Genomic DNA, 23,385 nt, shown 5'->3' on the forward strand with positions numbered 1-23,385 from the left:
CGCAGCTTCCCTCGGTGTGGGCTGCCACACTGCTCGGCATGCGCGTGCTGCTCTGCCCGGACAAGTTCGCCGGCACCCTGTCCGCACCGGAGGTGGCCGCTGCGGTAGCCGACGGTTGGCGGTCCGTAGCCCAGGGCGACGAGCTGCTGATCCGGCCGCTCGCCGACGGTGGGCCGGGCTTCGTGGAGGTGCTCGCCGAAGCCCTCGGCGGCCGGCGGGTGCCGGTCCCGACGGTCGACCCGCTGGGCCGGCCGGCGGCCGGTGAGATCCTGCTCACCACCGACGGTACGACCGCCTACCTGGAGAGCGCCCAGGCGTGCGGCCTGCACCTGCTCTCCGCGACCGAGCGCGACCCGAAGACCACCACCTCGTACGGGCTGGGGCTGTTGGTGGCCGCAGCGGTGGAGAGCGGCGCCCGGACGGTGGTGATCGGGCTGGGCGGCTCGGGCACCAACGACGCCGGGGCCGGGATGCTCGCCGCGCTGGGCGTCACACCGCTCGACCCGGGTGGCGCCTCGCTCCCGTACGGCGGGGCGGCGCTCGCCGCTGTCGACGCGGTGGACGGCGTACCCCGGCTGCGTGGCGTCCGGCTCGTCGCGGCCACCGACGTGGACAACCCCCTGCTCGGCCTGCACGGCGCGAGCAACGTGTTCGGCCCGCAGAAGGGCGCCGACCGTGCTGACGTACTGCTGCTCGACGCCGCGTTGGAGCGCTTCGCGGCGGTGCTGGAGCGGGACCTGCCCGGCTGCCCGGCAGGGCTCGGCACGGTGCCCGGGGGCGGCGCCGCCGGCGGTATCGGTGCGGCGCTGCTCGCCCTGGGCGGCGGTTGCGAGTCGGGCATCGGCCTGGTCACCAGGGCCACCCGGCTGGACGACGCGCTGGACACCGCGGACCTGGTGATCACCGGTGAGGGGTCGTTCGACCACCAGTCGCTGCGCGGCAAGGTGGTCGCCGGGGTCGCCGGGGCGGCCCGTGACCGGGGTGTCCCGTGCGTGGTGGTCGCCGGGCAGGTGAGCACCGGCCGGCGGGAGGCCGCCTCGGCGGGGGTCACCGACGCGTACAGCCTGGTGGAGCACTTCGGCGGCGAGGAGGGCGGCGGGCTCGACGCCGCGCTGAGCCGACCCGCCGAGGGTTTACGCGAGCTGGGCGCCCGGCTGGCCCGGCAGTGGAGCCGCTGAGCGCTCCGGCCACCGGGCCTACCTGCGGCGGGCGTCACGCCACCCGGGTGCGCCCGCCCGGGGCGGCGTACGATCGGCTGAGGACCACAACCGGGAATCACTGGACGGCGCGCGGCGTTGGCCAGTGCGTCCGGACCCAAACCGCGCAGGGAGACTTCCACGTGACCACGCCAGCGCAGACCGAGTCGACCGAGGCCCAGGCCCCTACTTCCGTCGTCCTCACCGACGTCGCGGCGCAGAAGGTCAAGGCCCTGATCGAGCAGGAGGGCCGCGACGACCTGCGGCTCCGCGTCGCCGTGCAGCCGGGCGGCTGCTCCGGCCTGCGGTACCAGCTCTTCTTCGACGAGCGTTCCCTCGACGGTGACGTCGTCACCGATTTCGGTGGTGTCGAGGTCGTCGTCGACCGGATGAGCGCCCCGTACCTTTCCGGCGCGACGATCGACTTCGCCGACCGGATCGACGCCCAGGGCTTCACCATCGACAACCCCAACGCGGGCAACTCCTGCGCCTGCGGTGACTCGTTCAACTGAGTCACACACCACGCATCAGCGATGACGGGGCCGTCCTTCGGGGCGGCCCCTTCGTCGTAACGGGCCCGACGTGCTCGTGACGAGCGGGTGGCCGTTGTCCGACCGACCGGTCACTGTCGGGTTGCCGGGCCGGTAGGCTGACCGCGCCCTGCTCCCGACCCTGAGGGTTGACATGAAGATCGCCGTCACCGGCTCGATCGCCACCGATCACCTGATGAGCTTCCCCGGTCGCTTCGCCGACCAGCTCATCGCCGATCAGCTGCACAAGGTGTCCCTCTCCTTCCTGGTGGACGACCTGGTGCTCCGCCGCGGCGGCGTGGCGGCGAACATCTGCTTCGGCATGGGTCAGCTCGGGTTGCGCCCGGTGCTACTCGGCGCGGTGGGCGCCGACTTCGCCGACTACCGCTCCTGGCTGGAGCGCCACGGCGTGGACTGCGACTCGGTGCACATCAGCGAGGTGGCGCACACCGCCCGGTTCGTCTGCACCACCGACACGGACATGTGCCAGATCGCGTCGTTCTACGCCGGTGCGATGAGCGAGGCGCGCAACATCGAGCTGGCGCCGGTGGCCGACCGGCTCGGCGGCCTGGACCTGGTGCTGGTCAGCGCCAACGACCCCGAGGCGATGCTGCGGCACTCGGCCGAGTGCCGCACCCGCGGGTACGCGTTCGCCGCCGACCCGTCGCAGCAACTCGCCCGGATGGGCGGCGAGGACGTGGTGGCGCTGATCGAGGGCGCCGAGTACCTGATGACCAACGACTACGAGAAGTCGCTGCTGCAGAGCAAGGCGAAGCTGAGCGACGACCAACTGCTGGACCTGGTCAAGGTGCGGGTCACCACGCTGGGCAAGCACGGTGTGGAGATCGCCGGCCGGGATATCGACCCGATCCACGTACCGATCGCGCGGGAGATCCGGGCGGTCGACCCGACGGGTGTCGGCGACGCCTTCCGGGCCGGGTTCTTCACCGCGCTCTCCTGGGGCGTCGGTCTGGAGCGGGCTGCCCAGGTCGGCTCGCTGCTGGCCACGCTGGTCCTGGAGACCGTCGGAACCCAGGAGTACGACGTCCGCCCCGACCTGTTCGTCAAGCGGCTCGCCGAGTCGTACGGCGACACCGCGGCCGACGAGGTCCGCGCCCACCTCCTGCCCTAGCTCGGCGACCACCGCGCCGGTCGGCGCCGATCATGGAGTTGTGGTGGCGGGTTGGTGCCTTATGCCCCGTTTTAACCCCACCACAACTCCATGATCGACGCGTCTGGCCGGACGCGTGGGCTTCAGTGGGAGCGGCGGACGTCGTAGGCGGGGCCGTCGGGGCCGCTGACCGCGCCCAGGAACTCCTGCCCACGCATCCGGCACCACGCGGGGATGTCGACAGCCGCCGCCGGGTCGTCGGCGAGCACCCGGACCACCGTTCCCACCGGCACCTGCGGCAACCGCCGGGCGGCCGCGATCACGGGCAGCGGGCAGCGCTGCCCCCGGCAGTCGATGACCTGGTCTGGCATCGTCACAACCCCACCACCCCAGCGTCGGCACGCAACTCGGCCACGATCGTCGGCAGCTCACCGAGGAACCGCTCGACGTCCGCCTCGGTCGTCTCCCGGTGCAGGCTGACCCGCACGTTCCCATGTGAGAGCACCCCCATCGCCTCCAGCACGTGCGACGGGCGCAGCGTGGACGACGTACAGGACGAACCGGACGACACGGCGAACCCCCGCCGGTCCAGCGCGTGCAGCAACGTCTCACCGTCGACGTACAGGCACGAGAAGGTGACCAGATGCGGCAGCCGGAGCACCGGATCGCCGACCACCTCCACGTCGGGCACCTCCGCCGCGACCCGCGCCCGGATCCGGTCCACCAGCGGAGCCAGCCGGGCCGCGTCGGCCGCCGCGTCGGCCGCCGCCGCCCGCAGGCTCGCCGCCGCAGCCACCACCGCGGGCAGATTCACCACCCCGGGGGTACGCCCACCCTCCCGCTCGTCGGCCGGCCAGGGTGACTCCCAACGGGTGCCCTTACGAACCGCCAGCACTCCCACCCCGGGTGGACCGCCCCACTTGTGGGCGCTCGCGCTGAGCACCGACCAGCCGGCGGGCAGGGGCACCCGGGCGACCGACTGGGCGGCGTCCACGTACAGCGGCACCCCCACCTCCGCACAGGTGGCCGCCGCCTCGGCGACCGGTTGCACGGTCCCCACCTCGTGACTGGCAGTGATCAGGGAGGCCAACGCGACTCCGGGTTCGCGCACAGCCGCCGACCACGCGCTCAGATCCAACCGGCCCGACCGGTCGACCGGCACGCCCACTGCCGTACCACCCGCTGCGACGTGCCGCTCCGCCGCGTGCAGCACCGCCGAGTGCTCGATCGCCGAGTGCACAAGCGTCGACCCGACCCGCCGCCGCCCCGCCAGGGCCCCGAGCACCGCGCCGTGGGCTGCGGTCGTACCACTGGGGGTGAAGGACACCTCGTCGGCGCGGACACCGAGCGTCAGCGCGGTGGCCTCGCGCGCGGCGTCGAGCAGCTGCCGGGCCCGCCGGGCCTGCGTGTAGAGCTTGCCCGGGTCGGCCCAGCCGTCGTCGAACGCGGCCAGCAACGCCTGCCGCGCCACCGGATGCATCGGCGCGGCGGACGCCGCGTCCAGGTAGACCGGGGTTCGCAACCCCGGCTCACTCCTCGCGCTCACAGAGCCGCCTTCGTTCGCGGCTGCGGGGCTCGCAACCCCGGCTCACTCCTCGCGCTCACAGGTAGCAACGCTATCGCGGCGGTATGGCCGGGATCCCCCCGATGGGGGCGGACAGTGACCCCACCACGGCCGAGTCCGTCATGGTCGAGTAATCTGCGACCGTCGGTGACGCCTTTGCCGTCGGTGCTGAGGAAAGACGCACCGCGGCGCGCTAGGGAGGCAGGACCAGGTGGTCGCAAGGAGTTCGGAGGTACGGCCGTCGGCCGTACGGCACAGCGCTTCCCCGGGGGTTGGTGGACGCCGGGGGCGTGGTGCTGGTCGGTTGGCCGGGCTCGGTCTCGGTGGCGTGGCGCTGCTGGTTCTGCTCACTGGCTGTGACGTGGGGCAGACCTTCCACGGCTTCGGCTGGCCGCAGGGCGGCATCTCGCCGGAGTCGAAGCGGATGTACGACCTGTGGATCGCCTCCTGCATCGCCGCGCTCGCGGTCGGCGTCTTCGTGTGGGGCCTGATCTTCTGGTGTGTCGTGCGCTACCGCAAGCGTGGCAACGCGCTGCCGGTGCAGACCCGCTACAACCTGCCGATGGAGTTCCTGTACACCATCGCGCCGATCCTGATCGTCTCCGTGCTCTTCTACTACACGGCGATCGTGCAGACGGACGTCGACAAGCTGTCGAAGAACCCGGACGTCACTGTCGAGGTCGTCGCCTTCAAGTGGAACTGGCAGTTCAACTACCGCGACGGCCAGGGCCCGGACGCCAACACCACCGCGTCGACGCTCGGCACCAGCGAGGTCATCCCGGTGCTGGTTCTCCCGACCAACCGGTCCATCCGGTTCGAGGAGACGAGCCGCGACGTCATCCACTCGTTCTGGGTGCCGGAGCTGCTGTTCAAGCGCGACGTCATGCCGGGCAAGATCCGCAACGTGTTCGAGGTCTCCAGCCTGGACGCCGAGGGTGCCTACGTCGGGCGCTGCGCCGAACTGTGCGGCAGCTACCACGCCTTCATGAACTTCGAGCTGCGGGTGGTCTCGCCGGAGAAGTACGACCAGTTCCTGGCGGCCAAGCAGGCCGGCAAGTCCACCCAGGAGGCGCTCACCGAGATCGGTGAGGAGCCGTACGCGGAGACCACGCGGCCGTTCGACACCCGGCGGACGCAGGACAACTTCAACCCGGACGACGTTCCGGCCCGTACGGGAAGCTGAGGCAGCCGCATGAAGACCGAGTGGCGTATCTTCCTGATCATCGCCGTGTTCCTCTTCGGTGCCACCATCCTCTACGGCGCCTGGACCAACGGTGAGTCGGGCGGCATCGAGTGGGTCGGAACCGTCGCCCTGCTGCTGTCGTTCCTGCTCTGCTCGATGTGCGGTGGCTTCTTCTGGTTCGTCTCGCGCCGGATCGACCTGCGTCCGGAGGACCGTCCGGACGCGGAGATCGCCGACGGTGCCGGCGAGGTCGGCTTCTTCAGCCCCGGTAGCTACTGGCCGTTCGGCCTGGCGCTGGCCGCCGCGATCGCGGCGCTCGGCATGGTGTTCTGGCAGTACTGGCTGATCGGCGCCGGCCTGGTGGCGGTCGTCTTCGCCGCCTGCGGGTTGCTGTTCGAGTACTACAGCGGCACCCGGCGCACCGCCGAGCACTGACCGGACCCAGTCCACCACGAAGGCCCGTTCCCCAGGAGGGGAGCGGGCCTTCGTCGTGCGGTGCTGGACCGTCTGGGGGTGCTGGCGTGCCGTCCCGAAGGATGATCGACCGCCGGGGCGCGCTGGCGGGCCGTCTAGCGGGATGATCGACTCCACATCGGCGAGGTGGCTGTTACAGCGCGACAGGATGCCGCCAGATCGGTGATGTGGTGTTGATCAAGCCGGGGCCACGGCGGGAGCCGGCCGGGTGAGGTCAGGCGGCGCGGCGGGCGGCCGGTGACGGGGTCAGGCGGCGCGGTGGGCCGGGCCGGTAGCGGGGTCTGGCAGGCCGGTGAACGGGTCAGGCGGCGCGGCGGGCGGGCCGGTGACGTCGGCCTTCGGCCGACCGGACGACCGGAACGATGAAGGTGGCGATCACCACGGCGGCGCCACAGCCGGTGCAGATCAGCTCGGGACAGTCGATGCCGTGGCCGTCGACGCAGGGCGGCACCTCGAACAGCGTCACGTCCTCGCAGACGTCGCAGTAGAGCTCGCGGTGCGACACCGGCGTCTCCTCTCACTTCAGGCGAACCGCCCCCGGATGCGACAGCTACGCACGGACGAGAGCGGAGAACTACTCGGCTGTAGTTTTCCACGCGGGTCCGACAAATCTCCGTCCGGAGGTACTGCGTCGGCTGCTGAGCGATCGCACCGCAGCTCAGGACGGAAGATCCACTCGGGTTCCTTGATGACGCGGTGTCTCAGCGCGAGGACTCCGCAGTTTCAAGGAACCCGAGTCGATCAATCGCCGGGACGCCGGGGAGGCCGGCCGGGACTCCGGGAGAGGTGCGGCTGGTCAGGCGGCGGTGGCTGCCTTGATCCAGCGGTCGAGGGTCGCGGCGGCAGCGCCGGAGTCGATCGACTCGGCGGCGCGGTCCAGGCCGGCGCGCAGCGCCTCGGTCAGGTCACCGTCCAACGGGCCCTGGGTCGCCAGCGCCGCCGCCGCGTTGACCAGCACCGCGTCCCGCACCGGGCCGGTCTCGCCGGCGAGCAGGCGACGGGCCACGCCGGCGTTGTAGGCGGCGTCACCGCCCCGTAGGTCGCCGAGGGTAGCCCGGGGCACCCCCAGGTCCGTCGCGTCCAGCACAGCCTCGCGTACGGTGCCTCCCTGAGCTGCCCAGACCCGGGTCGGCGCGGCGGTGGTGAACTCGTCCAGGCCGTCCTCGCCGCGCATCACGATCGCCGAGTCGCCACGGGCGGCGAACACGCTCGCCATCACCGGGGCCATCCGGGAGTCGAAACAGCCGACCGCGCCGGCCCGGGGGCGGGCCGGGTTGGTCAGCGGGCCGAGGAAGTTGAAGAAGGTTGGCACGCCCACCTCACGGCGGACCGGACCGGCGTGCCGCATCCCGGGGTGGAACCGGGCCGCGAAGCAGAACCCGATGCCGGCCTCCTCGACGCAGCGGGCGACCTGCTCCGGGCCGAGGTCCAGGGGGATGCCGAGGTACTCCAGCAGGTCGGCGGTGCCGCACAGGGAGGAGGCGGCCCGGTTGCCGTGCTTGACGACGCGTACGCCCGCGCCGGCGACCACCAGCGCGGTCATCGTGGAGATGTTCACCGTGTGGGCGAGGTCACCGCCGGTGCCGACCACGTCGAGCGCGGTGTCGCGCAGGTCGTCAGAGAGCACCACCGGGACCGAGCGAACCAGCATCGCCTGCACCAGGCCGCCCAGCTCGGCCGGGGTCTCACCCTTGGCCCGCAACGCCACGGCGAAGCCGGCGATCTGGGCGGCGGTCGCCGAGCCGGTCATGATCTCGTCCATCGCCCAGGCGGTGTCGGCGGTGGACAGCTCCTCGCCGCGCAGCAGCGAGTTGAGCAGGTTGGGCCAGGTCCGATCGCCCATGGCGGGCCTCCCGAGCGTACGAAGTGCGGGTGGGCTGGAACCGGCGCCGGCTGGTCCGGCGCCGTAACGGTGCCGGTGAGCGTGGGGACGTCAGGCGGGTGCGTGCGTCCGCAGCAGCTCGGCCACCGTGCCGCCGGTGGTAACCGGGTCGAGCGGGTGCACCAGCGTGGCGTCGACCTCGGCGTACGCGGCGAGCCATCGGTCGGCGGCGCGGGCGATCACCAGGCAGGTCGGGGGAGCGTCGTCCCGGTCGTCCTTGATCTGCCGGGCGATGCCGATGCCGCCACCGGGGCTGGCCTCACCGTCGAGCAGCAGCAGGTCGATCTCGTAGTCGTCGACCAGCCGAATGGTCTCCGCGTAGGTCGACGCGTCGACGAACTCGATCTGCAGCCCGGGCGCGGGACGGGTGCCGACGGCCATCCGCATCCGGTCACGGACCTGCGGGTCGTCGCTGTAGAGCAAGACGGTGCAAAGACGATCGCTCATGCCGGCACTCCGCTTTCACCTCGTAGCTGCCCGCCGATCGTACCGGTCGGCGTGACGTAGCCGACATCCCGCCCGTCGCCGCCATTGGGGCGTACCGTCCGGGCAGCTCAGGCGGCCGTGGCGTCGGCGGCGCGTTCGCGGGCCTCCTGGCGGTCCAGCTCGCGGTCGACCCGGCGGGCCTCCCGCTCGGACTGCTTGACCCACTGGACGACCAGCACCGCGAGCATGGTCACACTGACGAACTCGCCACCGGCCCAGAGGATGCCGCCGGCGACCACCTGGTCCTGCCAGGGGTCGACCCAGCCGAGGTTGAGTGACGGGTACCAGTCGCCGCCGAAGAGCGTGCTGCTCTGCATGATGGTGAGGCCGAGCACTGTGTGGAACGGCACCGAGAGCAGCATCAACAGCGCGCGGGCCGGGTACGGCCAGCGGCCGGGCAGCGGGTCGAGCCCGAGCAGCGGCCAGAAGAACACGCAGCCGGTCATGATGAAGTGGGCGTGCACCAGCTCGTGTGCCCAGGCGTGTTCGAGGGTGTAGCGGTACAGGTCGCTGAAGTAGAGCACGAACGGGTTGACCACGAAGATGGCGAACGCCACCAGCGGGAAGCTGTAGACCCGGGCGACCCGGCTGTGCACGATCGCCAGCAGGCGCTTGCGCGGCCCGACCGGCAGGGTACGCAGGGCTAGGGTCATCGGCGCTCCCAGCGCCAGGAAGATCGGCGCCACCATGGACAGCACCATGTGCTGGATCATGTGCACGGACAGCAGCGCGGTGTCGTACGCGTGCAGCCCGCTGACCGTGACCAGCGCGATGCCGCCCAGGCCGGGGCCGATGAAGAACACGGTGCGGGCGATCGGCCAGCGGTCGCCGCGTACGCGCAACCGGTGCACCCCGTAGAGGTACAGGCCGGCGGCGAGCACCAGGCCGAGGGCCAGCCAGCTGTCCAGCCGGGTCTCGGTCAGCACCGCGCCGACGGTGAACGGCGGCGGGGCCGAGGTGGCGGCGAAGATCGGATCGACGTGCAGCACGCTTTTCAGGCTAGGCCAGGCGAACCGGACCCTGACGCTCGGGCCACGGAAGGCGCACGTTTGCCACCCCGCTGATCGCCGGCCGTGGTCAGGGGCAATAATGACGGCGTGACTGCGGCCCCAGCCATTGACAAGAGCCGGATCCACTCTCTGACCCGACCGAACATGGTCAGCGTCGGGACGATCGTGTGGCTCTCCAGCGAACTCATGTTCTTCGCGGCGCTGTTCGCGATGTACTTCTCGATCCGCGCGGCTGCGCCGGAGCAGTGGGAGAAGCACACCGAGGCGCTGAACATCCCGTACGCGACCACCTTCACGGTGATCCTGGTGCTGTCCTCGGTGACGTGCCAGCTCGGCGTCTTCGCGGCGGAGAAGGGTGACGTGCACGCGCTCCGGCGCTGGTTCACCGTCACCTTCGTGATGGGCCTGATCTTCGTGCTCGGCCAGCTGAACGAGTACCGGCACCTGGTCGCCGACGGCATCAAGATCAACGAAGACGGTTACGGGTCGGTGTTCTACCTGACCACCGGCTTCCACGGCCTGCACGTGACCGGCGGTCTGATCGCCTTCGTCATCTTCATGGTCCGCACGACCATGGGCCGGTTCACCCCGGCGCAGGCGACCTCGGCGATCGTCGTGTCGTACTACTGGCACTTCGTCGACGTCGTGTGGATCGGGCTGTACGCCATGATCTACTGGCTTCAGTGATCTTGCGCGTCACGTTCCGCACTGCTGCTCCGTCCCCTGAGACAGGTCCAACCGGTTAAGGACACCGCTCATGACTTCTGACAACGACCGCCGACGCGGTCTGCTCGCGCGGTTGCGCGAGCGGCCCGCCGCGCGCAGCAGGGGCCGCCGCCGGCTGGGCGCCGCGGTCCGGCTGATCGCCGCGCTGATGCTCGCCGGCGGCGCCTACACCGTCTTCGCCCCGGGTGCCCAGGCGCAGGACAACCCGCAGCTGACCGGCGCCGCCGCCGAGGGCAAGGCGCTGTTCGACGTGAGCTGTGTGACCTGTCACGGTCGCAACGCCCAGGGTGTCGAGGGCCGCGGGCCGAGCCTGATCGGCGTCGGCGCGGCCTCGGTCGAGTTCCAGGTCAGCTCCGGGCGGATGCCGCTGGCCCGCCAGGAGGCCCAGGCGCACCGCAAGCCCCCCGTCTTCACCGACGAGCAGACCCGTCAGCTGGCCCAGTACATCCAGGAGCTGGGTGGCGGCCCGGTCGTGCCGGACGGTGACGACCTCCGTGAGGACGGCAACATCGCGGCCGGCGGTGAGCTGTTCCGGATCAACTGCTCGCAGTGCCACGCGTTCGGTGGTGGCGGCGGCGCGCTCTCCTCGGGCAAGTTCGCCCCGAGCCTGCACCCCGCTACCGACCGTCAGATCTACGCGGCGATGCTGAGCGGCCCGCAGAACATGCCGGTGTTCGGCGACAACCAGCTCCGGCCGGAGCAGAAGGCCGACATCATCGCCTACATCCAGGAGACGCTGAAGCACGACCAGGACCCGGGCGGGTTCAACCTCGGGCGGTACGGCCCCTCCACCGAGGGCCTGGCGATCTTCCTGGTCGGCATCGTGGCGCTCGTCTTCGCCAGCCTGTGGATTGCAGGTAAGTCGTGACCGAGCGGATACTCAGTTTCAGCGCCGTGGTGCCGTTCGGCACCACCCGTAGCGAGGTGACGGCATGAGCACCCACACCGAGCACCAGGCCCCGCAGGGCCGGGAGCCGCTCGACGTGAACGACCCCAGGCTGACCCGGTTCGACATCGTCCGTGAGGGCGCGCGTCGGGACGACATCGAGATCGTCCACTACGAGCCGCAGGTGCTGCCCGGCACGAAGGCGGAGCGTCGGCTCACCCGGGTGGTCGCCGGGTTCTTCCTGATCACCGGTCTGGCCGCGACCGCCTTCCTGGCCATCTACATCTGGTGGCCGTGGCAGTACGAGGCGGGCCGTGGCGGCGACAAGTTCTACACCCCGCTGCTCGGGTTCACCCTCGGCGTGGCGTTGCTCGCCGTCGGCTTCGGCATCCTGACCTGGGGCAAGAAGTTGCTGCCCAAGGAGGTCTCGATCCAGGACCGGCACGAGGGCCAGGTGGACGAGGAAGGCCGCACGATCACCGGCCAGACCATGCTCTACATGGCCGACGAGCTGGGTGTGAAGCGTCGCCCACTGCTCGGCATCTCGCTGCTGGCCGGTCTGGCGCCGGTCGCCGCGGTCGCCGCCGCGCCGCTGGTCGGCGGTCTGATCTCGCAGCCGCACAAGAACAACCAGATGTTCACCACCGGGTTCGCCCCGGCCGAGGGCGGCGAGCGGATCCGCCTGGTCCGGGAGGACGGTCGTCCGGTCCGTCCGGCGGACATCAGTGCCGGTGGTCAGCTGACCGTCTTCCCCGGCATCGATCACGGCGTGAGCAACAAGCACGCCGACTCGCCGACGCTGCTGATCCACCTCCGCGACTCCGACGCGCAGGAATCGCGTCGGGCCAACGAGACCATCGGCCACGGCGACTACATGTGGGGCAACTACGCGGCCTTCTCCAAGATCTGCACGCACGCCGGCTGCCCTGCCAGCCTGTACGAGCAGCAGACCAACCGGCTGCTCTGCCCGTGCCACCAGTCCCAGTTCCTGATCACCAACAACGCCAAGCCTGTCTTCGGCCCTGCCAGCCGGCGGCTGCCGCAGTTGCCGATCGAGGTGGACTCCGAGGGCTTCTTCGTGGCGAAGTCCGACTACACCGAGACCGTCGGGCCTGACTTCTGGGAGCGGCCGTGAAGCGTCGAAAGTTGGACCTGGCGGCGACGCCGGGCAAGGCCGCGGTGGGAGTGGACGACCGCTTCGCGGTGGCCACCCCGCTGCGCAAGCTGCTGAACAAGGTCTTCCCGGACCACTGGTCCTTCCTGCTCGGCGAGATCGCGCTGTTCTCGTTCGTCGTGCTGCTGCTGACCGGTGTGTTCCTCACCTTCTTCTTCGAGCCGGCGATGACCGAGGTGGTCTACGACGGCAGCTACGCGCCGTTGCAGGGCACTCCGATGTCCGCCGCGTACGCCTCCAGCCTGGACATCTCGTTCGACGTCCGCGGTGGTCTGGTGATGCGGCAGATGCACCACTGGGCGGCGCTGCTGTTCATGGCCGCGATCGTCGTGCACATGCTGCGGGTCTTCTTCACCGGCGCCTTCCGCAAGCCGCGTGAGACCAACTGGATCATCGGTTCGCTGCTGTTCTGGGTCGGCTTCCTGGCCGGCTTCACCGGCTACTCGCTGCCGGACGACGGCCTCTCCGGCACCGGCCTGCGGATCGCCTCGGCGATCATGCTGTCCATCCCGGTGATCGGCTCCTGGGTCACGTCGTCGGTCTTCGGCGGCGAGTTCCCGGGCACGATCATCATCAGCCGGTTCTTCATCGCCCACGTGCTGCTCATCCCGGGTCTGCTGGTCGCGCTGATCAGCGTCCACCTGGGGCTCGTCTTCAAGCAGAAGCACACCCAGTGGCCCGGCCCCGGCCGGACCAACAACAACGTGGTCGGCGAGCGGATGTTCCCGCGGTACGCGTTGAAGCAGGGCGGCTTCTTCATGGTCGTCTTCGGCGTCATCGCGCTGATGGGCGGTCTGTTCCAGATCAACCCGATCTGGCTGTTCGGCCCGTACGAGGCGTGGGTGGTTTCGGCCGCCAGCCAGCCTGACTGGTACGTCATGTTCCTCGACGGCTCGACCCGACTGATGCCGGCCTGGGAGATCAACATCCCGCTCGGCGACGGGTACGTGATCCCGCCGCTGTTCTGGCCGACGGTCGTGCTGCCCGGCATCCTGGTCGGCCTGTCGACGATGTACCCGTTCCTGGAAGCGCGGCAACGCAAGGACTACAAGAGCCACAACCTGCTCGAGCGCCCCCGGGACGCTCCGGCCCGGACCGCCGTCGGTGCGATGGCCGTCGCCTTCTACATCGTGCTGACGCTCTCCGGCGCCAACGACGTGATCGCCGACAAGTTCCAGATCAGCCTGAACGCGATGACCTGGGCTGGCCGGATCGGTCTGCTGGTGCTCCCACCGATCGCGTACTACGTCACGTACCGGCTCTGCCTGGGTCTCCAGCAGCACGACCGGGAGGTGCTCGCGCACGGCGTGGAGACCGGCATCATCCGACGCCTGCCGGACGGTCGGTTCGTCGAGGTGCACCAGCCGCTCAGCGCGTCGAACGGGCACGCGGACGGCCACGGTCAGCTGGACTACGTCGGCTGGGTCGTCCCGAAGAAGATGAACCGGCTGGGCGCCCTCGGGCCGGCCATCCGAGGCTTCTTCTACCCGATCGAGAAGCCGGTCGAGGCGCCGGTCTCGCCGGGGCACCCGCCGGTCGAGCCCCGGCCCGAGCGCGAGGAGATAGGCAGCGGCGAGAGCCGTCGCTGATCACCCGATCGCACCGTTACGTGGCGCCCGCCGGATTTCCGGCGGGCGCCACGTCGTATGCGTACCCACCGCCCATCCGAGGCGGAGTCGGACGCTCGCGGCAGGACCGGTCGACCCCGCGCGACGGGCGATCGCAGGAATAACCCCGGTGAGCCGGGTATCCGTGCGGTCCAACGTCTCAAGGGGGGGAAGCATGTTGGGTATCAAACGCCTCGGCCTGTTGGCCGCGCTGGTACTGGTCGGTGTCGCGCCGGCCGCGGCCGCGCAGGCCGCGGCACAGCCGTCGACGCAGGACACCCAGTATCTGCAGGCGGTTCACCAGGTCAACCTGTTCGAGATCACCGCCGGTGACCTGGCCCAGCAGAAGGGTCAGGACCAGGGGGTCAAGGACCTGGGTGCGATGCTGAAGACCGACCACACCCAGCTGGACCAGACGGTGCAGCAGACCGCGTCCCAGCTCAACGTGGAACTGCCGAACGAGCCCAGCGCCGATCAGCAGGCGGTCATCGACAAGCTGAACAACGCCAGTGGTGCGGAGTTCGACCGGCTCTGGGTGACCAGTGAGCTGGCTGGTCACGTCCAGGCCATCCAGGCCACCCAGACGGAGATCTCGCAGGGCTCCGAGCAGTCGGTGGTCCAGTTGGCCCAGACCGCCCTGCCGACGCTGCAGGCGCACTACGACGAGTTGGTGCAGCTCGCCAACCGGTTGGGCATCCCGGTTCCGCAGACCAGCGCCAGCGGTACGCCCAGCCCGGGTGGTACCGGCACTGAGTCGCCGGCTCCGGGTGGCACCGGCACCGAGTCGCCGGCCCCGGGTGGCAACACCGAGGCTCCGGGCGGTGGCACCACCGAGACGCCGGCTCCCAGCGAGAGCTGACGTAGCGACAGCAGACGGCCGGTCCACCCGAGCGGTGGACCGGCCGCCGTGCGTGCGGTGCGGGACGGGCGGGTCAGTCGGCGCTGGCCAGACCGATCGCGAACGCCTCCTCGAGGTCGTGCTGGGAGTACGCGCGGAACGCGATGTACGACTCGGTGTTGAGCACGCCCGGCACCTTGGAGATGCTGCCCGCGATGACCTGGGCGATCTGGTCGAACTCGCGGACTCGGACAATGGCGATGAGGTCGACGTGCCCGGCCACTGAGTAGACCTCGCTCACACCGGGGAGGTTGGCCAGGGTCTCGGCCACCTCGGGGATCGCGTCGGTGGCGCAGTCGATCAGCACGATCGCGGTGATCACGGGACATTTCTCCGTTCGTCGGCGTCGTCGCTCATGCTAGATGTTTTCCGGCCGGGCCGAGCAGGTGCTGCCGGTCCGGCTCGGGGAGTGTGGGCACGGTGCCGTTCCCGAACCGGATGACGTCGACCAACCGTTCCCCGGCGCGAACCGTCGCGCCCGGCCACACCACGCTGCGCAACACGTCGCCGTCGACCTGCGCGCCCGCGCCGACCACCGATTCCTCGCAGCGGCCGGTGACCCTCGCCGACGGGTCGACGAGGGTGCCGCCGGCCGCGGCGTGCAGGTTGGCCGCCAGGTAGTCGGCCGGCGTTCCGGTGTCGAAGAAGGTGCCCGGGTAGGGCACCACCTCCAGGGCGTCCGCCGCCTCCGCCGGACGCCAGAGGACACGGACCAGGTCGGAAACGACCACCGGCAGGTCACGGACCAGTCGCCAGGGCAACAGTGAGAAGCCGGTGAAGCAGTGCCCGTCGAAGGTGCCGGGCTCCGTGGGGTTCGCGGCGGGCTGGCCCAGCAGGCGGACGGTGTGCCCGTCCCAGCCGTCGAGCAGGGCGGCCACGTCCGGGCCGGGCGCGGCCGCCGGGTCGGCGAGGTACGCGTCGGCGTTGCCGACCAGCACCGGCCGTCCGTCGATCCAGTCCCGCAGGTTCGCCACCCCGCCGGCGGTGCCCAGCGGGTCGCCCACCTCCACGGACAGGTGCGCGCGGTCACCGACGTGGGCGACCACCTGGTCGCCGAGGTAGCAGGCGTTCACCGCCACCCGGTCGGGGCCGGTCAGGCCGAGCCCGGCCAACCGCGCCAACGCGCGGTCGAGCAGCGGCACGTTGCCCACCGGGCACAGCGCCTTCGGGACCCGTTCGGTGAGCGGGCGCAGCCGGGTGCCCTCGCCGGCGGCGAGCACCACCGCGCACAGCTCCGCCGGAACGCCCGCGCCGGTCATGGCAGATCGTCCGGGATCGGTGGTGGGAACTGCCCGGCCAGCGGCCCGATGTCGTAGTAGGCGAGCAGCCGGGCGGTCGGCCAGGTCAGCTTGGGCAGGTCGTCCAGCGGGTGCCAGGCGGCCTCGAAGACCTCGGCGCCGTCGACCGCCAGCTCGGTGGTGGACGCCGGCACCTCCGTCTCGAAGACCATGTCCACCCAGCCCTTGGCGTGCACGATCGCGTTCGGTGCTGCCGGGCGCAGCCGCGACGGGGGGAGCCGGATGCCGGATTCCTCGAACAGCTCGCGGGCCGCTCCCACGACCGGGGCCTCGCCGCGGTTCAGCAGACCGGCGGGGAGGGACCAGCCCTTGCCGGGCGGTTGGCGCAGCATCAGCAGGCGTCCCGCGCCCGTCGCCTCGGCGTCGCGCACCAGGGTGACCGCGCCGACGATGTACTTGGGCACGGCCAGCCGGACCAGGCGCCGACGCACCGGCAGTGGCATTCGGTAGAAGGCCTGGTAGAACATGGCCCGACCGGTGGCGCGGGAGCGGGGGATCATGACCCCAGGCTAGTGGTCACGAATGTCCTTCGGACGCGCCGGGGCCGGCTCGGTCACTGCCGGTGGTCGACCAGGTCGATGAGCTGGCGTACCACGGTGTCCGGTTCGATCACCCGGTCGAAGACCGCGACCAGCAGGGTCTCCAGGTCGGGGTAGCCCAGCTCCTCGGAGAGGCGCAACAGTGGCAGGTCACTGGCGAGGCCACGGTTGTGCTGCCGCAGAGCCAGCCCGATGGTGGCCCGACCGAGGCGGACCTTGTCGCTGATCGTGATGCCCGGCTCGGTGTGCTCCGCGAACCACCTGTTGATCTGCATCTGCGCGTTCGGCGACTTCACGAAACTCAGCCACTCCCGGCGGGGGCCGCGCGGTGCCACCCCGGCCTCGAACCCGTTGTCGCCGTCGCTCTCGGTGAAGATCTCCACCACGTCGCCCTCGTCCAGCTCCGAGCTGAGCGGGGCCAGCCGACCGTTGATCCGGGCGGCGAGGCAATGGTCGCCCCGCTCGTTGCCCAGCTCGTAGGCCAGGTCGACGGGGGTCGCGCCGGCCGGCAGCACGACCTGCTGACCGTCCGCGAAGACCTGGATCTGGCCCTCGGCGAGGTCGCAGCGCAGCGACTCGTAGAACTGTGCCGGGTCGGCGGCGTCCGGCTCCCAGTCGAGCACCCGGCGCAGCCAGTCCAACTGCTCGGCGCGGGCCGCCGCGCTGCCGCTGTTGCCCGAGCGCGGGAAGCGGAAGTCGGCGGCGATGCCGTACTCGGCCGAGCGGTGCATCTCCTCGGTGCGGATCAGCACCTCGACGGTGCGGTCCTGCGGGCCGCAGACGCTCGTGTGCAGCGACCGGTAGAGGTTGTTCTTCGGTGAGGCGATGAAGTCCTTGAAACGGCCGGGGATCGGTCGCCACGTGCCGTGGATCGCGCCCAACGCGGCGTAACAGTCGGTCGCCGGGCCGTCGACCACCACCACGATGCGGGGCAGGTCGTACGGAGCGGTGTGACTGCCGGCGATGGTGTCCTTCCAGATCGAGTAGAGGTGCCGGGGACGAGGGCTCACCTCGGCGTCGACCCGGCTGCGTTTGAGCGCCACCCGGGCCGAGGCGACCACCGAGTCGAGGTACGCGTCCCATCCCGGCCGGTCGTGCACGTGCCGGGCCAGCCGGGCGTGCTCGTCGGGCTCCAGGTGCAGCAACACCACGTCGTCCAGCTCGCGCTTGAGGGTCTGGATGCCCAGCCGGTCACAGAGCGGGACCAGCACCTCCTGGGTCTTGCGGGCGATCCGTTCCCGCGAGGCCGCCGACCGCACACCCAGGGTGCGCATGTTGTGCAGGCGATCGGCCAGCTTGATGATCAGCACCCGGACGTCCTTCGCGGCCGCCACGATCATCTTGCGGATCGTCTCCGCCTCGGCGGCCTTGCCGTAGAACGCCTTGTCGAACTTGGTCACCCCGTCGACCAGGTGGGCCACCTCGCCGCCGAAGTCCTCGGAGAGCGCCTGGAGGGTGTAGCGGGTGTCCTCCACGGTGTCATGCAGCAGCGCCGCGACCAGGGTGGTGGAGTCCATCCCCAGCTCGGCGCAGATCTGCGCCACCGCGAGGGGATGGGTGATGTACGGCTCCCCGCTCTTGCGGAACTGCCCGCGGTGCATGTTCTCCGCGATCGTGTACGCCCGGCGCAGCACGGCGGGGTCGGTGCCGGCGTGGATCCCCCGGTGCGTGCGCACCAGGTGGGTCACCGGGTCGGAGTCGGTGGTCGGCCAGCTGAGCAACGACCGCAGCCGCCGGGCGAGCGGCAGCTCACCCGGCTGTGTCGGAAGGGCGCCCCCCAGGGCGGCGCCGTGTCCGGCGTCGACGTCCACGAGGGACACCTCCTCACCCCGGCTCCACGCCGCCGAAGGCCGGCGGCGGGAGCAGGCCCACGAATCGGGCAGGACTGCACTTCTCTAACAGCCTAAGCGAGTCGACGTAGTCCGATCGGTCAGTTGGTCATGAGCGTTCGGTCGAGAGTTGCGGGGACGAGCCGTTCTCGGCCTTCGCCAGCAGGTCACGGAACCGTCCCGCGCCAGCGGCCGGGGAGGACCAACCGGAGGACATCTCCACCAGCCGGGTCTCCGGTCGCTCCAACCAGGACAGGATCCGCTCGGACTCCTCGGCGGTGGCGGCCGGCACCGGGCCGTGCCCGCCCGACACCGTCTCGGCGGTGGCCCGGATGGCGGTCAGCGTGGGCCGCGGGTGGACACCCGGCGGGGACACCCCGGCACCGGCCAGTCGACCGTGCCGCACCAGCGCCAACTCCCAGCCACCCCGCGCGGCCGGCCGCGCGGCGGCCAGCTCGACGATCCCGGTCAACGCGGCCAACCGTTGCATCCGGACGGTGGCCCGCAGCACCGCTGCCAGCCGGGACCGCACCACTGCCGCGTCCTCGTAGCGCTGGTCGGCCGAGAGCACGTCGATCCGGGCGAGCAGCGCGTCCACCACCGGCTGGGGGTCGTCGGTCGTGGCGGTGCGGAAGGGCGCGGCGGCGCTGTCGTCGTACTCCTGCGGGGTGATCTTGTGTTCGCAGGGTGCCGGGCAGCGACCCAGCTCGGCCAGCGCGCACGCCGGCGTGACGGTGCGTAGCGAGAGCCGGTGCGTGCACTGGCGCAGCGGCACCGCGTCGTGGAACCCGGCGGCGGCCAGCTCCGCGGCCCGCCGGGAGGTGAACGGCCCGAGGTACGCGGTGTCGGTGGGGGAGAGGTCGCGGACGATCGACAGCCGAGGGTACGGACCGTCGGTCAGCTTGAGCCAGACCATCCGCTCCGGGTATTTCGACCGTCGGTTGTACGGCGGGGCGTGCGCGGCGATCAACCGCAGCTCGCGGACCTCCGCCTCCAACGAGTGCGCGCACTCCACCGCCTCGACCCGTTCGGCCGCAGCCAGCATCTCGGAGATCCGGGCCCGCTTCTCGCCGGCGGTGAAGTAGCTGCGCACCCGGGTGGCGATGTCCACGGAGGTGCCGACGTAGAGCGGACGGTCGTCGGCGGCCCGGAAGATGTAGACCCCGGGGACCTTGGGCAGGCCGTCGGCGAGGTGCCGTTTGCGGCGCTGCGTCGGGGTGACCGCCCGGGCGAACTCGATGGCGTCGCCGACCGTGTCCACCCGGTGGCCGCCGAGCCGGCCGATCAGGCCGTGCAGAACGTCGACGGTGGCCTTCGCGTCGTCCAGCGCGCGGTGGGTGGGCTGGATGTGGGTGCGGAAGTAGGCGGCCAGGGTGCCGAGCTTGCGGTTGGGCACCTCGTCGCGGGTCAGCACCCGGCGGGCCAGCGCCGCGGTGTCCAGCACCCGGGGGTTGGGCCAGCGGTAGCCGTGCTTGGCGCAGGCGGCCTTGAGGAAGCCCACGTCGTACGGGGCGTTGTGGGCCACCAGCACGGCGTCGTCGATGAACTCCAGGAAGCTCGGCAGCACCTGCTCGATCGGCGGCGCAGGCAGCAGCATCGCCTGGGTGATCCCGGTCAGCACGGTGATGAAGGGTGGGATCGGCTGCCCCGGGTTGACCAGCGTGGCGAGCACACCCAGTTGCTCACCGCCGCGCACCTTCACCGCGCCGATCTCGGTGATGCCGCCGCCGTCCGGCGCGCCGCCGGTGGTCTCCAGGTCGACCACCACGAAGGTGGTCGCGTAGAGCGGCAGCGCCGGGTCGACCCCACCGACCGCCGGGTCGAGACCAGCGAGGGACTCCTGGACGTACTCCGCCTGTGCCATCGGCGGCACGCTAGCGCCCCGGTCCGACACTCCCGTCGCATGCGTCCCACCAGTCGCCATGGGGCTAGGATGAGAGATCGGCTCACTCACCGGGCGGTGGGCCCGGTCGCGGTGGGAGACTTGCCACATGCCCCTCGCCGAGCCGCACGACGACCACCTCCCAGAGGAGGATCTGGTCGCGCTCGACGGGGCCCTGGGCAACCCGGACGACAACGTAGTCAGCGAGACATCCGACGCATCGGACCCGACCGAGACCGGCGACGGCCCGGCCATCGAGCCGGAGCCGACGCTGCCCGAGCCGGTCCGGCAGCGGATCGTGACGCTGACCGCCGCGGTGCTGCCCAGCCTGCCCGCCGACGAGGTGCCGGTGCCGCTGCGCCGGGTGGCCAAGTTCGCCCCCAACCGGCGGGCCCGGCTCGGCGCGCCGGTCATCGCCGCCCAGCTCACCGCCGACCCGCTGTTCCGGCAGCGGGTCACCGCCCGCGTCCTGGCCGACGCCGGTGACCTCGGGGCCGCCGTCGTCGAGGGCACCGCCCCCGCCGCCGCCGACCCGGTCGAGGTCGCCGCCCTGGCCTACCTGGCCCGTCCGCGTGGCTGGCGGGAGCTGATCGACGCCAGCGGCGCCGCCGTTCGCGCCGAGGCCGACAGCGCGGTCGTCGCCGAACTGGTCCGCGAGGCCGAACAACGCGCCACCCGCGCCGAGCACGACCGGGCGGTGGCCCGGGTCGAGGCGGAGAAGCTGCGCGACGAGCTGGCCCGCGTCCGTGAGGAGCTGGGCCAGCTCCGCGAGGAGTCCCGGCAGGTGGCCCGTACCCTGCGGGAGACCCAGGCCCGCGAGCGCAAGGCCACCGAGTTGCTGGCCACCGAGCGTGGCCGGGCCGCGCGGGCCAGCGCGGACGTGGACGCCGAACTACGCCGGGCCCGGGCCCGGTTGGCCGAGGCGGAGGCCGCCGCCGGGGTGGCCCGGGCGAGCGCCAAGGAGGCGCGTTCGGTCGACGACGCCCGGCTGTGGCTGTTGCTGGAGACCATCGGCCAGGCTGCCGTCGGCCTGCGCCGGGAGCTGGCGCTCGACCCGGTGGACAAACTCCCCGCCGACTTCGTGGCCGACGCGTTCGCCGAGCAGCCGGGCACCGCCCCGGCCGGCCCGGCCGCCCGTGCCCGCGACACCGACGACCCGGCCCGGCTCGACCAGTTGCTCGCCCTGCCCCGGGCGCACCTGGTGGTCGACGGCTACAACGTCACCAAGCGCGGTTTCGGCGAGATGTCCCTGGAGCAGCAGCGCAAACGCCTGATCACCGGGCTCGGCGGCATCGCCGCGCAGACCGGCGACGAGGTCACCGTCGTCTTCGACGGCGCCGAGCGGATGCACGGGCTGCCACCCGCGCCGCGCGGCGTACGGGTGCTCTTCTCCCGCAAGGGCGAGACCGCCGACGAGCTGATCCGACGGTTGGTCCGTGCCGAGCCGGCGGGGCGTCCGGTGGTCGTGGTCTCCTCCGACCGCGAGGTCGCCGACGGGGTACGCCGGCACGGCGCCTACCCGCTGGGCGCGGACTCGCTGCTGCGGCGGCTCGCCCGCTCCTGACGCCGTCCTCGGAGGTGTTCAGCGGCGCCCGCCGTCCCGTGGGAGGGTTTCGACCCGCGGCATCATCAACCGCCCAGGTGTGGCAGTCGATTACACGACAGGCCGGTTCCGCCACCACCACGCCCGGACTCACCATGGTCAGCTTCGGCGGCCCGGATGTGAGGACGGATCGATGCTAGGAGTGTCACGGGAGGCGTTGCAGCGTTCCTATCAGTGGTCACCGGAGGTCACCGACGCGTTCCCGGCTTGCGCCCAGCTCATCGACAGATTCCTGACGCTGCACCGCAGGCGCTACCGGCGGCTGGCGAGCCTGCACGTCATCTGGTTCAAGGTGATCGGTGCGATCGAGATCGTACTGAGCATCACGCTGCCACTGCTGTTCGTGGTCCCGATCATCCGCGACGAACGTAAGAACTACGTCTTTCTCGCGGTGGTCAGCGTGGTGGTCGCCATCGCGGCCGGCCTTCGGAATTTCTATTCCTGGGACACGAACTGGCGGTTGTACCGGTCACAGGAATTCATCCTGGCTGGCCTGGTTGCCCAGTGGGAGGTCAGCATGCTGCAAATCCTTCGCGCCAATCCTGCCGACGCCCAGATCCTGGCGCTCGACGAGACGGCGGTCGTGCTCACCCGACTCACCGAGCTGTTCGACCACGAGAACAGCACGTTGTTCAACGCCGTCGTTCCGCCCGAGAGCGTCAAGAAGACCGTACGGGTGGCCCAGCCGCCGCCCGCGCCGTGATCCCCGCGTTCTAGTCGTACCCGAGGGCTAGCGTCGCCGCTGTCGCCAACGGGAGGGAGTCGCCATGGCACCGGACGACGTCAAGGTCTTCGTCGACCGCGACCTGCGGGGTGCCCGGTTCAACAGGTCGACGCTGGCCGGTGCGGTGATGCGCGGCGTCGATGTGGATGCTCTGGACATCGACGCGCCCTGGCTGGCCGAGGGCACGTTCCTGGTCAACGGCGTCGATGTGGTGCCGCTGGTCGAGGACGAGCTCAACCGACGATTTCCCGGGCGTGAGCTGCGGCAGGCCAAGAATCCGGACGACCTCCGCACAGCGTGGGCGGCACTCGAACGGGTCTGGGTGGCGGCGGTCGACCGGGCCGTGTCCATGCCCGAGGGTGCGGTCGACGTCTCGATCGACGGGGAGTGGTCGTTCGCGCAGACACTGCGCCACCTCGCGTTCGCCGCCGACACCTGGCTGGGCAAGGCGATCCGGCGACTGCCGCAGCCCTTCCACCCGCTCGGGCAACCACATGCCGAGTACGAGACCGACGGTTTCGACATGTCGATCTTTGCCGTCGAGCAGCCGACGTTCGCCACGACTCTGGAGCTGCGGGCCGAGCGGCAGGCGATGGTGCGCGACTTTCTCGCGGCCGTCACGCCGGACCTGCTCGCCGAGACCCGGCCGGCCGCCTGGTGGCCCGAGAAACAGGTGTCCGTCCTGCACTGCCTTCACGTGATCCTCGACGAGGAGTGGCAGCATCTCCGCTTCGCCCTGCGTGACCTCGACGCGCAGGGCTGTGACTCACCCTAACGGCCGTT

Annotated in this window: 24 protein-coding genes; 13 read left to right on the forward strand and 11 right to left on the reverse strand. The window is 71.0% G+C overall.

All coding sequences use genetic code 11. The features are described from left to right. The first annotated feature begins 38 nt into the window (after positions 1-38). From FHU34_RS09725 to FHU34_RS09735, 3 genes are all read left to right on the forward strand, one after another. The gene (locus FHU34_RS09725; protein ID WP_145779649.1) at positions 39-1,178 is read left to right on the forward strand and encodes a glycerate kinase family protein; all 1,140 of its coding nucleotides are present in this window, start codon (positions 39-41) and stop codon (positions 1,176-1,178) included. Between the two features lie 161 nt (positions 1,179-1,339). Next, a complete protein-coding gene (erpA, locus tag FHU34_RS09730) occupies positions 1,340-1,708 on the forward strand; it encodes an iron-sulfur cluster insertion protein ErpA (RefSeq protein WP_007463211.1) in 369 nt (122 codons plus the stop codon). Positions 1,709-1,880: 172 nt separating this feature from the next. Continuing rightward, on the forward strand, positions 1,881-2,858 hold the full coding sequence (locus tag FHU34_RS09735) for a carbohydrate kinase family protein (protein ID WP_145779650.1): 978 nt from the start codon (positions 1,881-1,883) through the stop codon (positions 2,856-2,858). Between the two features lie 122 nt (positions 2,859-2,980). Here FHU34_RS09735 and FHU34_RS09740 read toward each other — a convergent pair whose 3' ends face one another. Both FHU34_RS09740 and FHU34_RS09745 read right to left on the reverse strand, forming a co-directional pair. Continuing rightward, positions 2,981-3,214: a sulfurtransferase TusA family protein gene (locus tag FHU34_RS09740; protein WP_145779651.1), complete on the reverse strand. Its 234-nt coding sequence runs from the start codon at positions 3,212-3,214 to the stop codon at positions 2,981-2,983. Further along, positions 3,211-4,317 carry a cysteine desulfurase family protein gene (locus FHU34_RS09745; protein WP_244311920.1) on the reverse strand — a complete coding sequence of 369 codons (1,107 nt, stop codon included), beginning with the start codon at positions 4,315-4,317 and terminating at the stop codon, positions 3,211-3,213. Before FHU34_RS09745 ends, FHU34_RS09740 begins: the two co-directional genes overlap by 4 nt. A gap of 295 nt (positions 4,318-4,612) precedes the next feature. Here FHU34_RS09745 and ctaC point away from each other — a divergent pair, with 295 nt between their 5' ends. Together ctaC and FHU34_RS09755 are read left to right on the forward strand one after the other, a co-directional pair. Further along, positions 4,613-5,584, forward strand: a complete 972-nt coding sequence (ctaC, locus tag FHU34_RS09750) for an aa3-type cytochrome oxidase subunit II (protein WP_145779653.1) — start codon at positions 4,613-4,615, stop codon at positions 5,582-5,584. A gap of 9 nt (positions 5,585-5,593) precedes the next feature. Further along, positions 5,594-6,019 (forward strand): cytochrome c oxidase subunit 4, encoded by a 426-nt coding sequence (locus FHU34_RS09755; RefSeq protein WP_145779654.1) that lies wholly within the window; start codon positions 5,594-5,596, stop codon positions 6,017-6,019. A gap of 340 nt (positions 6,020-6,359) precedes the next feature. Here FHU34_RS09755 and FHU34_RS09760 read toward each other — a convergent pair whose 3' ends face one another. From FHU34_RS09760 to FHU34_RS09775, 4 genes are all read right to left on the reverse strand, one after another. After that, positions 6,360-6,563, reverse strand: coding sequence for a hypothetical protein (locus FHU34_RS09760; protein ID WP_145779655.1), 204 nt, complete (start codon positions 6,561-6,563; stop codon positions 6,360-6,362). A gap of 291 nt (positions 6,564-6,854) precedes the next feature. Then, positions 6,855-7,901 (reverse strand): anthranilate phosphoribosyltransferase, encoded by a 1,047-nt coding sequence (gene trpD, locus FHU34_RS09765; protein ID WP_145779656.1) that lies wholly within the window; start codon positions 7,899-7,901, stop codon positions 6,855-6,857. A 90-nt stretch (positions 7,902-7,991) separates the two neighbouring features. Further along, positions 7,992-8,387, reverse strand: a complete 396-nt coding sequence (locus tag FHU34_RS09770; RefSeq protein ID WP_145779657.1) for a response regulator — start codon at positions 8,385-8,387, stop codon at positions 7,992-7,994. A gap of 107 nt (positions 8,388-8,494) precedes the next feature. Next, on the reverse strand, positions 8,495-9,415 hold the full coding sequence (locus FHU34_RS09775; RefSeq protein ID WP_423468824.1) for a cytochrome c oxidase assembly protein: 921 nt from the start codon (positions 9,413-9,415) through the stop codon (positions 8,495-8,497). 108 nt (positions 9,416-9,523) lie between these two features. Between FHU34_RS09775 and ctaE the strand changes: the two genes are divergently transcribed. The 5 genes from ctaE to FHU34_RS09800 all read left to right on the forward strand — a co-directional run bounded on the left by ctaE (position 9,524) and on the right by FHU34_RS09800 (position 14,688). Continuing rightward, positions 9,524-10,123, forward strand: a complete 600-nt coding sequence (ctaE, locus tag FHU34_RS09780) for an aa3-type cytochrome oxidase subunit III (RefSeq protein ID WP_030337743.1) — start codon at positions 9,524-9,526, stop codon at positions 10,121-10,123. Between the two features lie 70 nt (positions 10,124-10,193). Beyond that, positions 10,194-11,030 carry a cytochrome bc1 complex diheme cytochrome c subunit gene (gene qcrC, locus FHU34_RS09785; protein WP_145779658.1) on the forward strand — a complete coding sequence of 279 codons (837 nt, stop codon included), beginning with the start codon at positions 10,194-10,196 and terminating at the stop codon, positions 11,028-11,030. A gap of 64 nt (positions 11,031-11,094) precedes the next feature. Continuing rightward, entirely contained in the window at positions 11,095-12,183 is a 1,089-nt protein-coding gene (gene qcrA, locus FHU34_RS09790; protein WP_145779659.1) for a cytochrome bc1 complex Rieske iron-sulfur subunit, read from the forward strand. Further along, entirely contained in the window at positions 12,180-13,811 is a 1,632-nt protein-coding gene (gene qcrB / locus FHU34_RS09795; RefSeq protein WP_145779660.1) for a cytochrome bc1 complex cytochrome b subunit, read from the forward strand. Before qcrA ends, qcrB begins: the two co-directional genes overlap by 4 nt. Before the next feature lie 193 nt (positions 13,812-14,004). After that, entirely contained in the window at positions 14,005-14,688 is a 684-nt protein-coding gene (locus FHU34_RS09800) for a DUF4142 domain-containing protein (RefSeq protein WP_145779661.1), read from the forward strand. A 73-nt stretch (positions 14,689-14,761) separates the two neighbouring features. On the opposite strand, the gene FHU34_RS09805 is transcribed toward FHU34_RS09800, so the two are convergent. The 5 genes from FHU34_RS09805 to FHU34_RS09825 form a co-directional block, all read right to left on the reverse strand. Further along, positions 14,762-15,049 carry an Lrp/AsnC family transcriptional regulator gene (locus FHU34_RS09805; RefSeq protein WP_145779662.1) on the reverse strand — a complete coding sequence of 96 codons (288 nt, stop codon included), beginning with the start codon at positions 15,047-15,049 and terminating at the stop codon, positions 14,762-14,764. Positions 15,050-15,080: 31 nt separating this feature from the next. Further along, positions 15,081-15,986, reverse strand: a complete 906-nt coding sequence (locus FHU34_RS09810; RefSeq protein WP_145779663.1) for a nucleotidyltransferase family protein — start codon at positions 15,984-15,986, stop codon at positions 15,081-15,083. Further along, positions 15,983-16,525, reverse strand: a complete 543-nt coding sequence (locus FHU34_RS09815) for an NUDIX hydrolase (protein WP_145779664.1) — start codon at positions 16,523-16,525, stop codon at positions 15,983-15,985. Before FHU34_RS09815 ends, FHU34_RS09810 begins: the two co-directional genes overlap by 4 nt. A gap of 53 nt (positions 16,526-16,578) precedes the next feature. Then, the gene (locus FHU34_RS09820) at positions 16,579-18,375 is read right to left on the reverse strand and encodes a RelA/SpoT family protein (RefSeq protein ID WP_145785519.1); all 1,797 of its coding nucleotides are present in this window, start codon (positions 18,373-18,375) and stop codon (positions 16,579-16,581) included. A gap of 127 nt (positions 18,376-18,502) precedes the next feature. Next, entirely contained in the window at positions 18,503-20,257 is a 1,755-nt protein-coding gene (locus FHU34_RS09825) for a DEDD exonuclease domain-containing protein (RefSeq protein ID WP_145779665.1), read from the reverse strand. A gap of 127 nt (positions 20,258-20,384) precedes the next feature. On the opposite strand from FHU34_RS09825, the gene FHU34_RS09830 reads away from it, so the two are divergent. The 3 genes from FHU34_RS09830 to FHU34_RS09840 all read left to right on the forward strand — a co-directional run bounded on the left by FHU34_RS09830 (position 20,385) and on the right by FHU34_RS09840 (position 23,377). Then, complete coding sequence (locus tag FHU34_RS09830) at positions 20,385-21,839, forward strand: NYN domain-containing protein (RefSeq protein WP_145779666.1); 1,455 nt, start codon at positions 20,385-20,387, stop codon at positions 21,837-21,839. A gap of 172 nt (positions 21,840-22,011) precedes the next feature. Then, positions 22,012-22,581 carry a hypothetical protein gene (locus FHU34_RS09835; RefSeq protein WP_145779667.1) on the forward strand — a complete coding sequence of 190 codons (570 nt, stop codon included), beginning with the start codon at positions 22,012-22,014 and terminating at the stop codon, positions 22,579-22,581. A gap of 64 nt (positions 22,582-22,645) precedes the next feature. Then, positions 22,646-23,377 carry a DinB family protein gene (locus FHU34_RS09840; RefSeq protein WP_145779668.1) on the forward strand — a complete coding sequence of 244 codons (732 nt, stop codon included), beginning with the start codon at positions 22,646-22,648 and terminating at the stop codon, positions 23,375-23,377. Positions 23,378-23,385: the final 8 nt, after the last annotated feature.

The sequence above is a fragment of the Micromonospora taraxaci genome (genome assembly GCF_007830095.1).
GTDB classification, from domain to species: domain Bacteria; phylum Actinomycetota; class Actinomycetes; order Mycobacteriales; family Micromonosporaceae; genus Micromonospora; species Micromonospora taraxaci.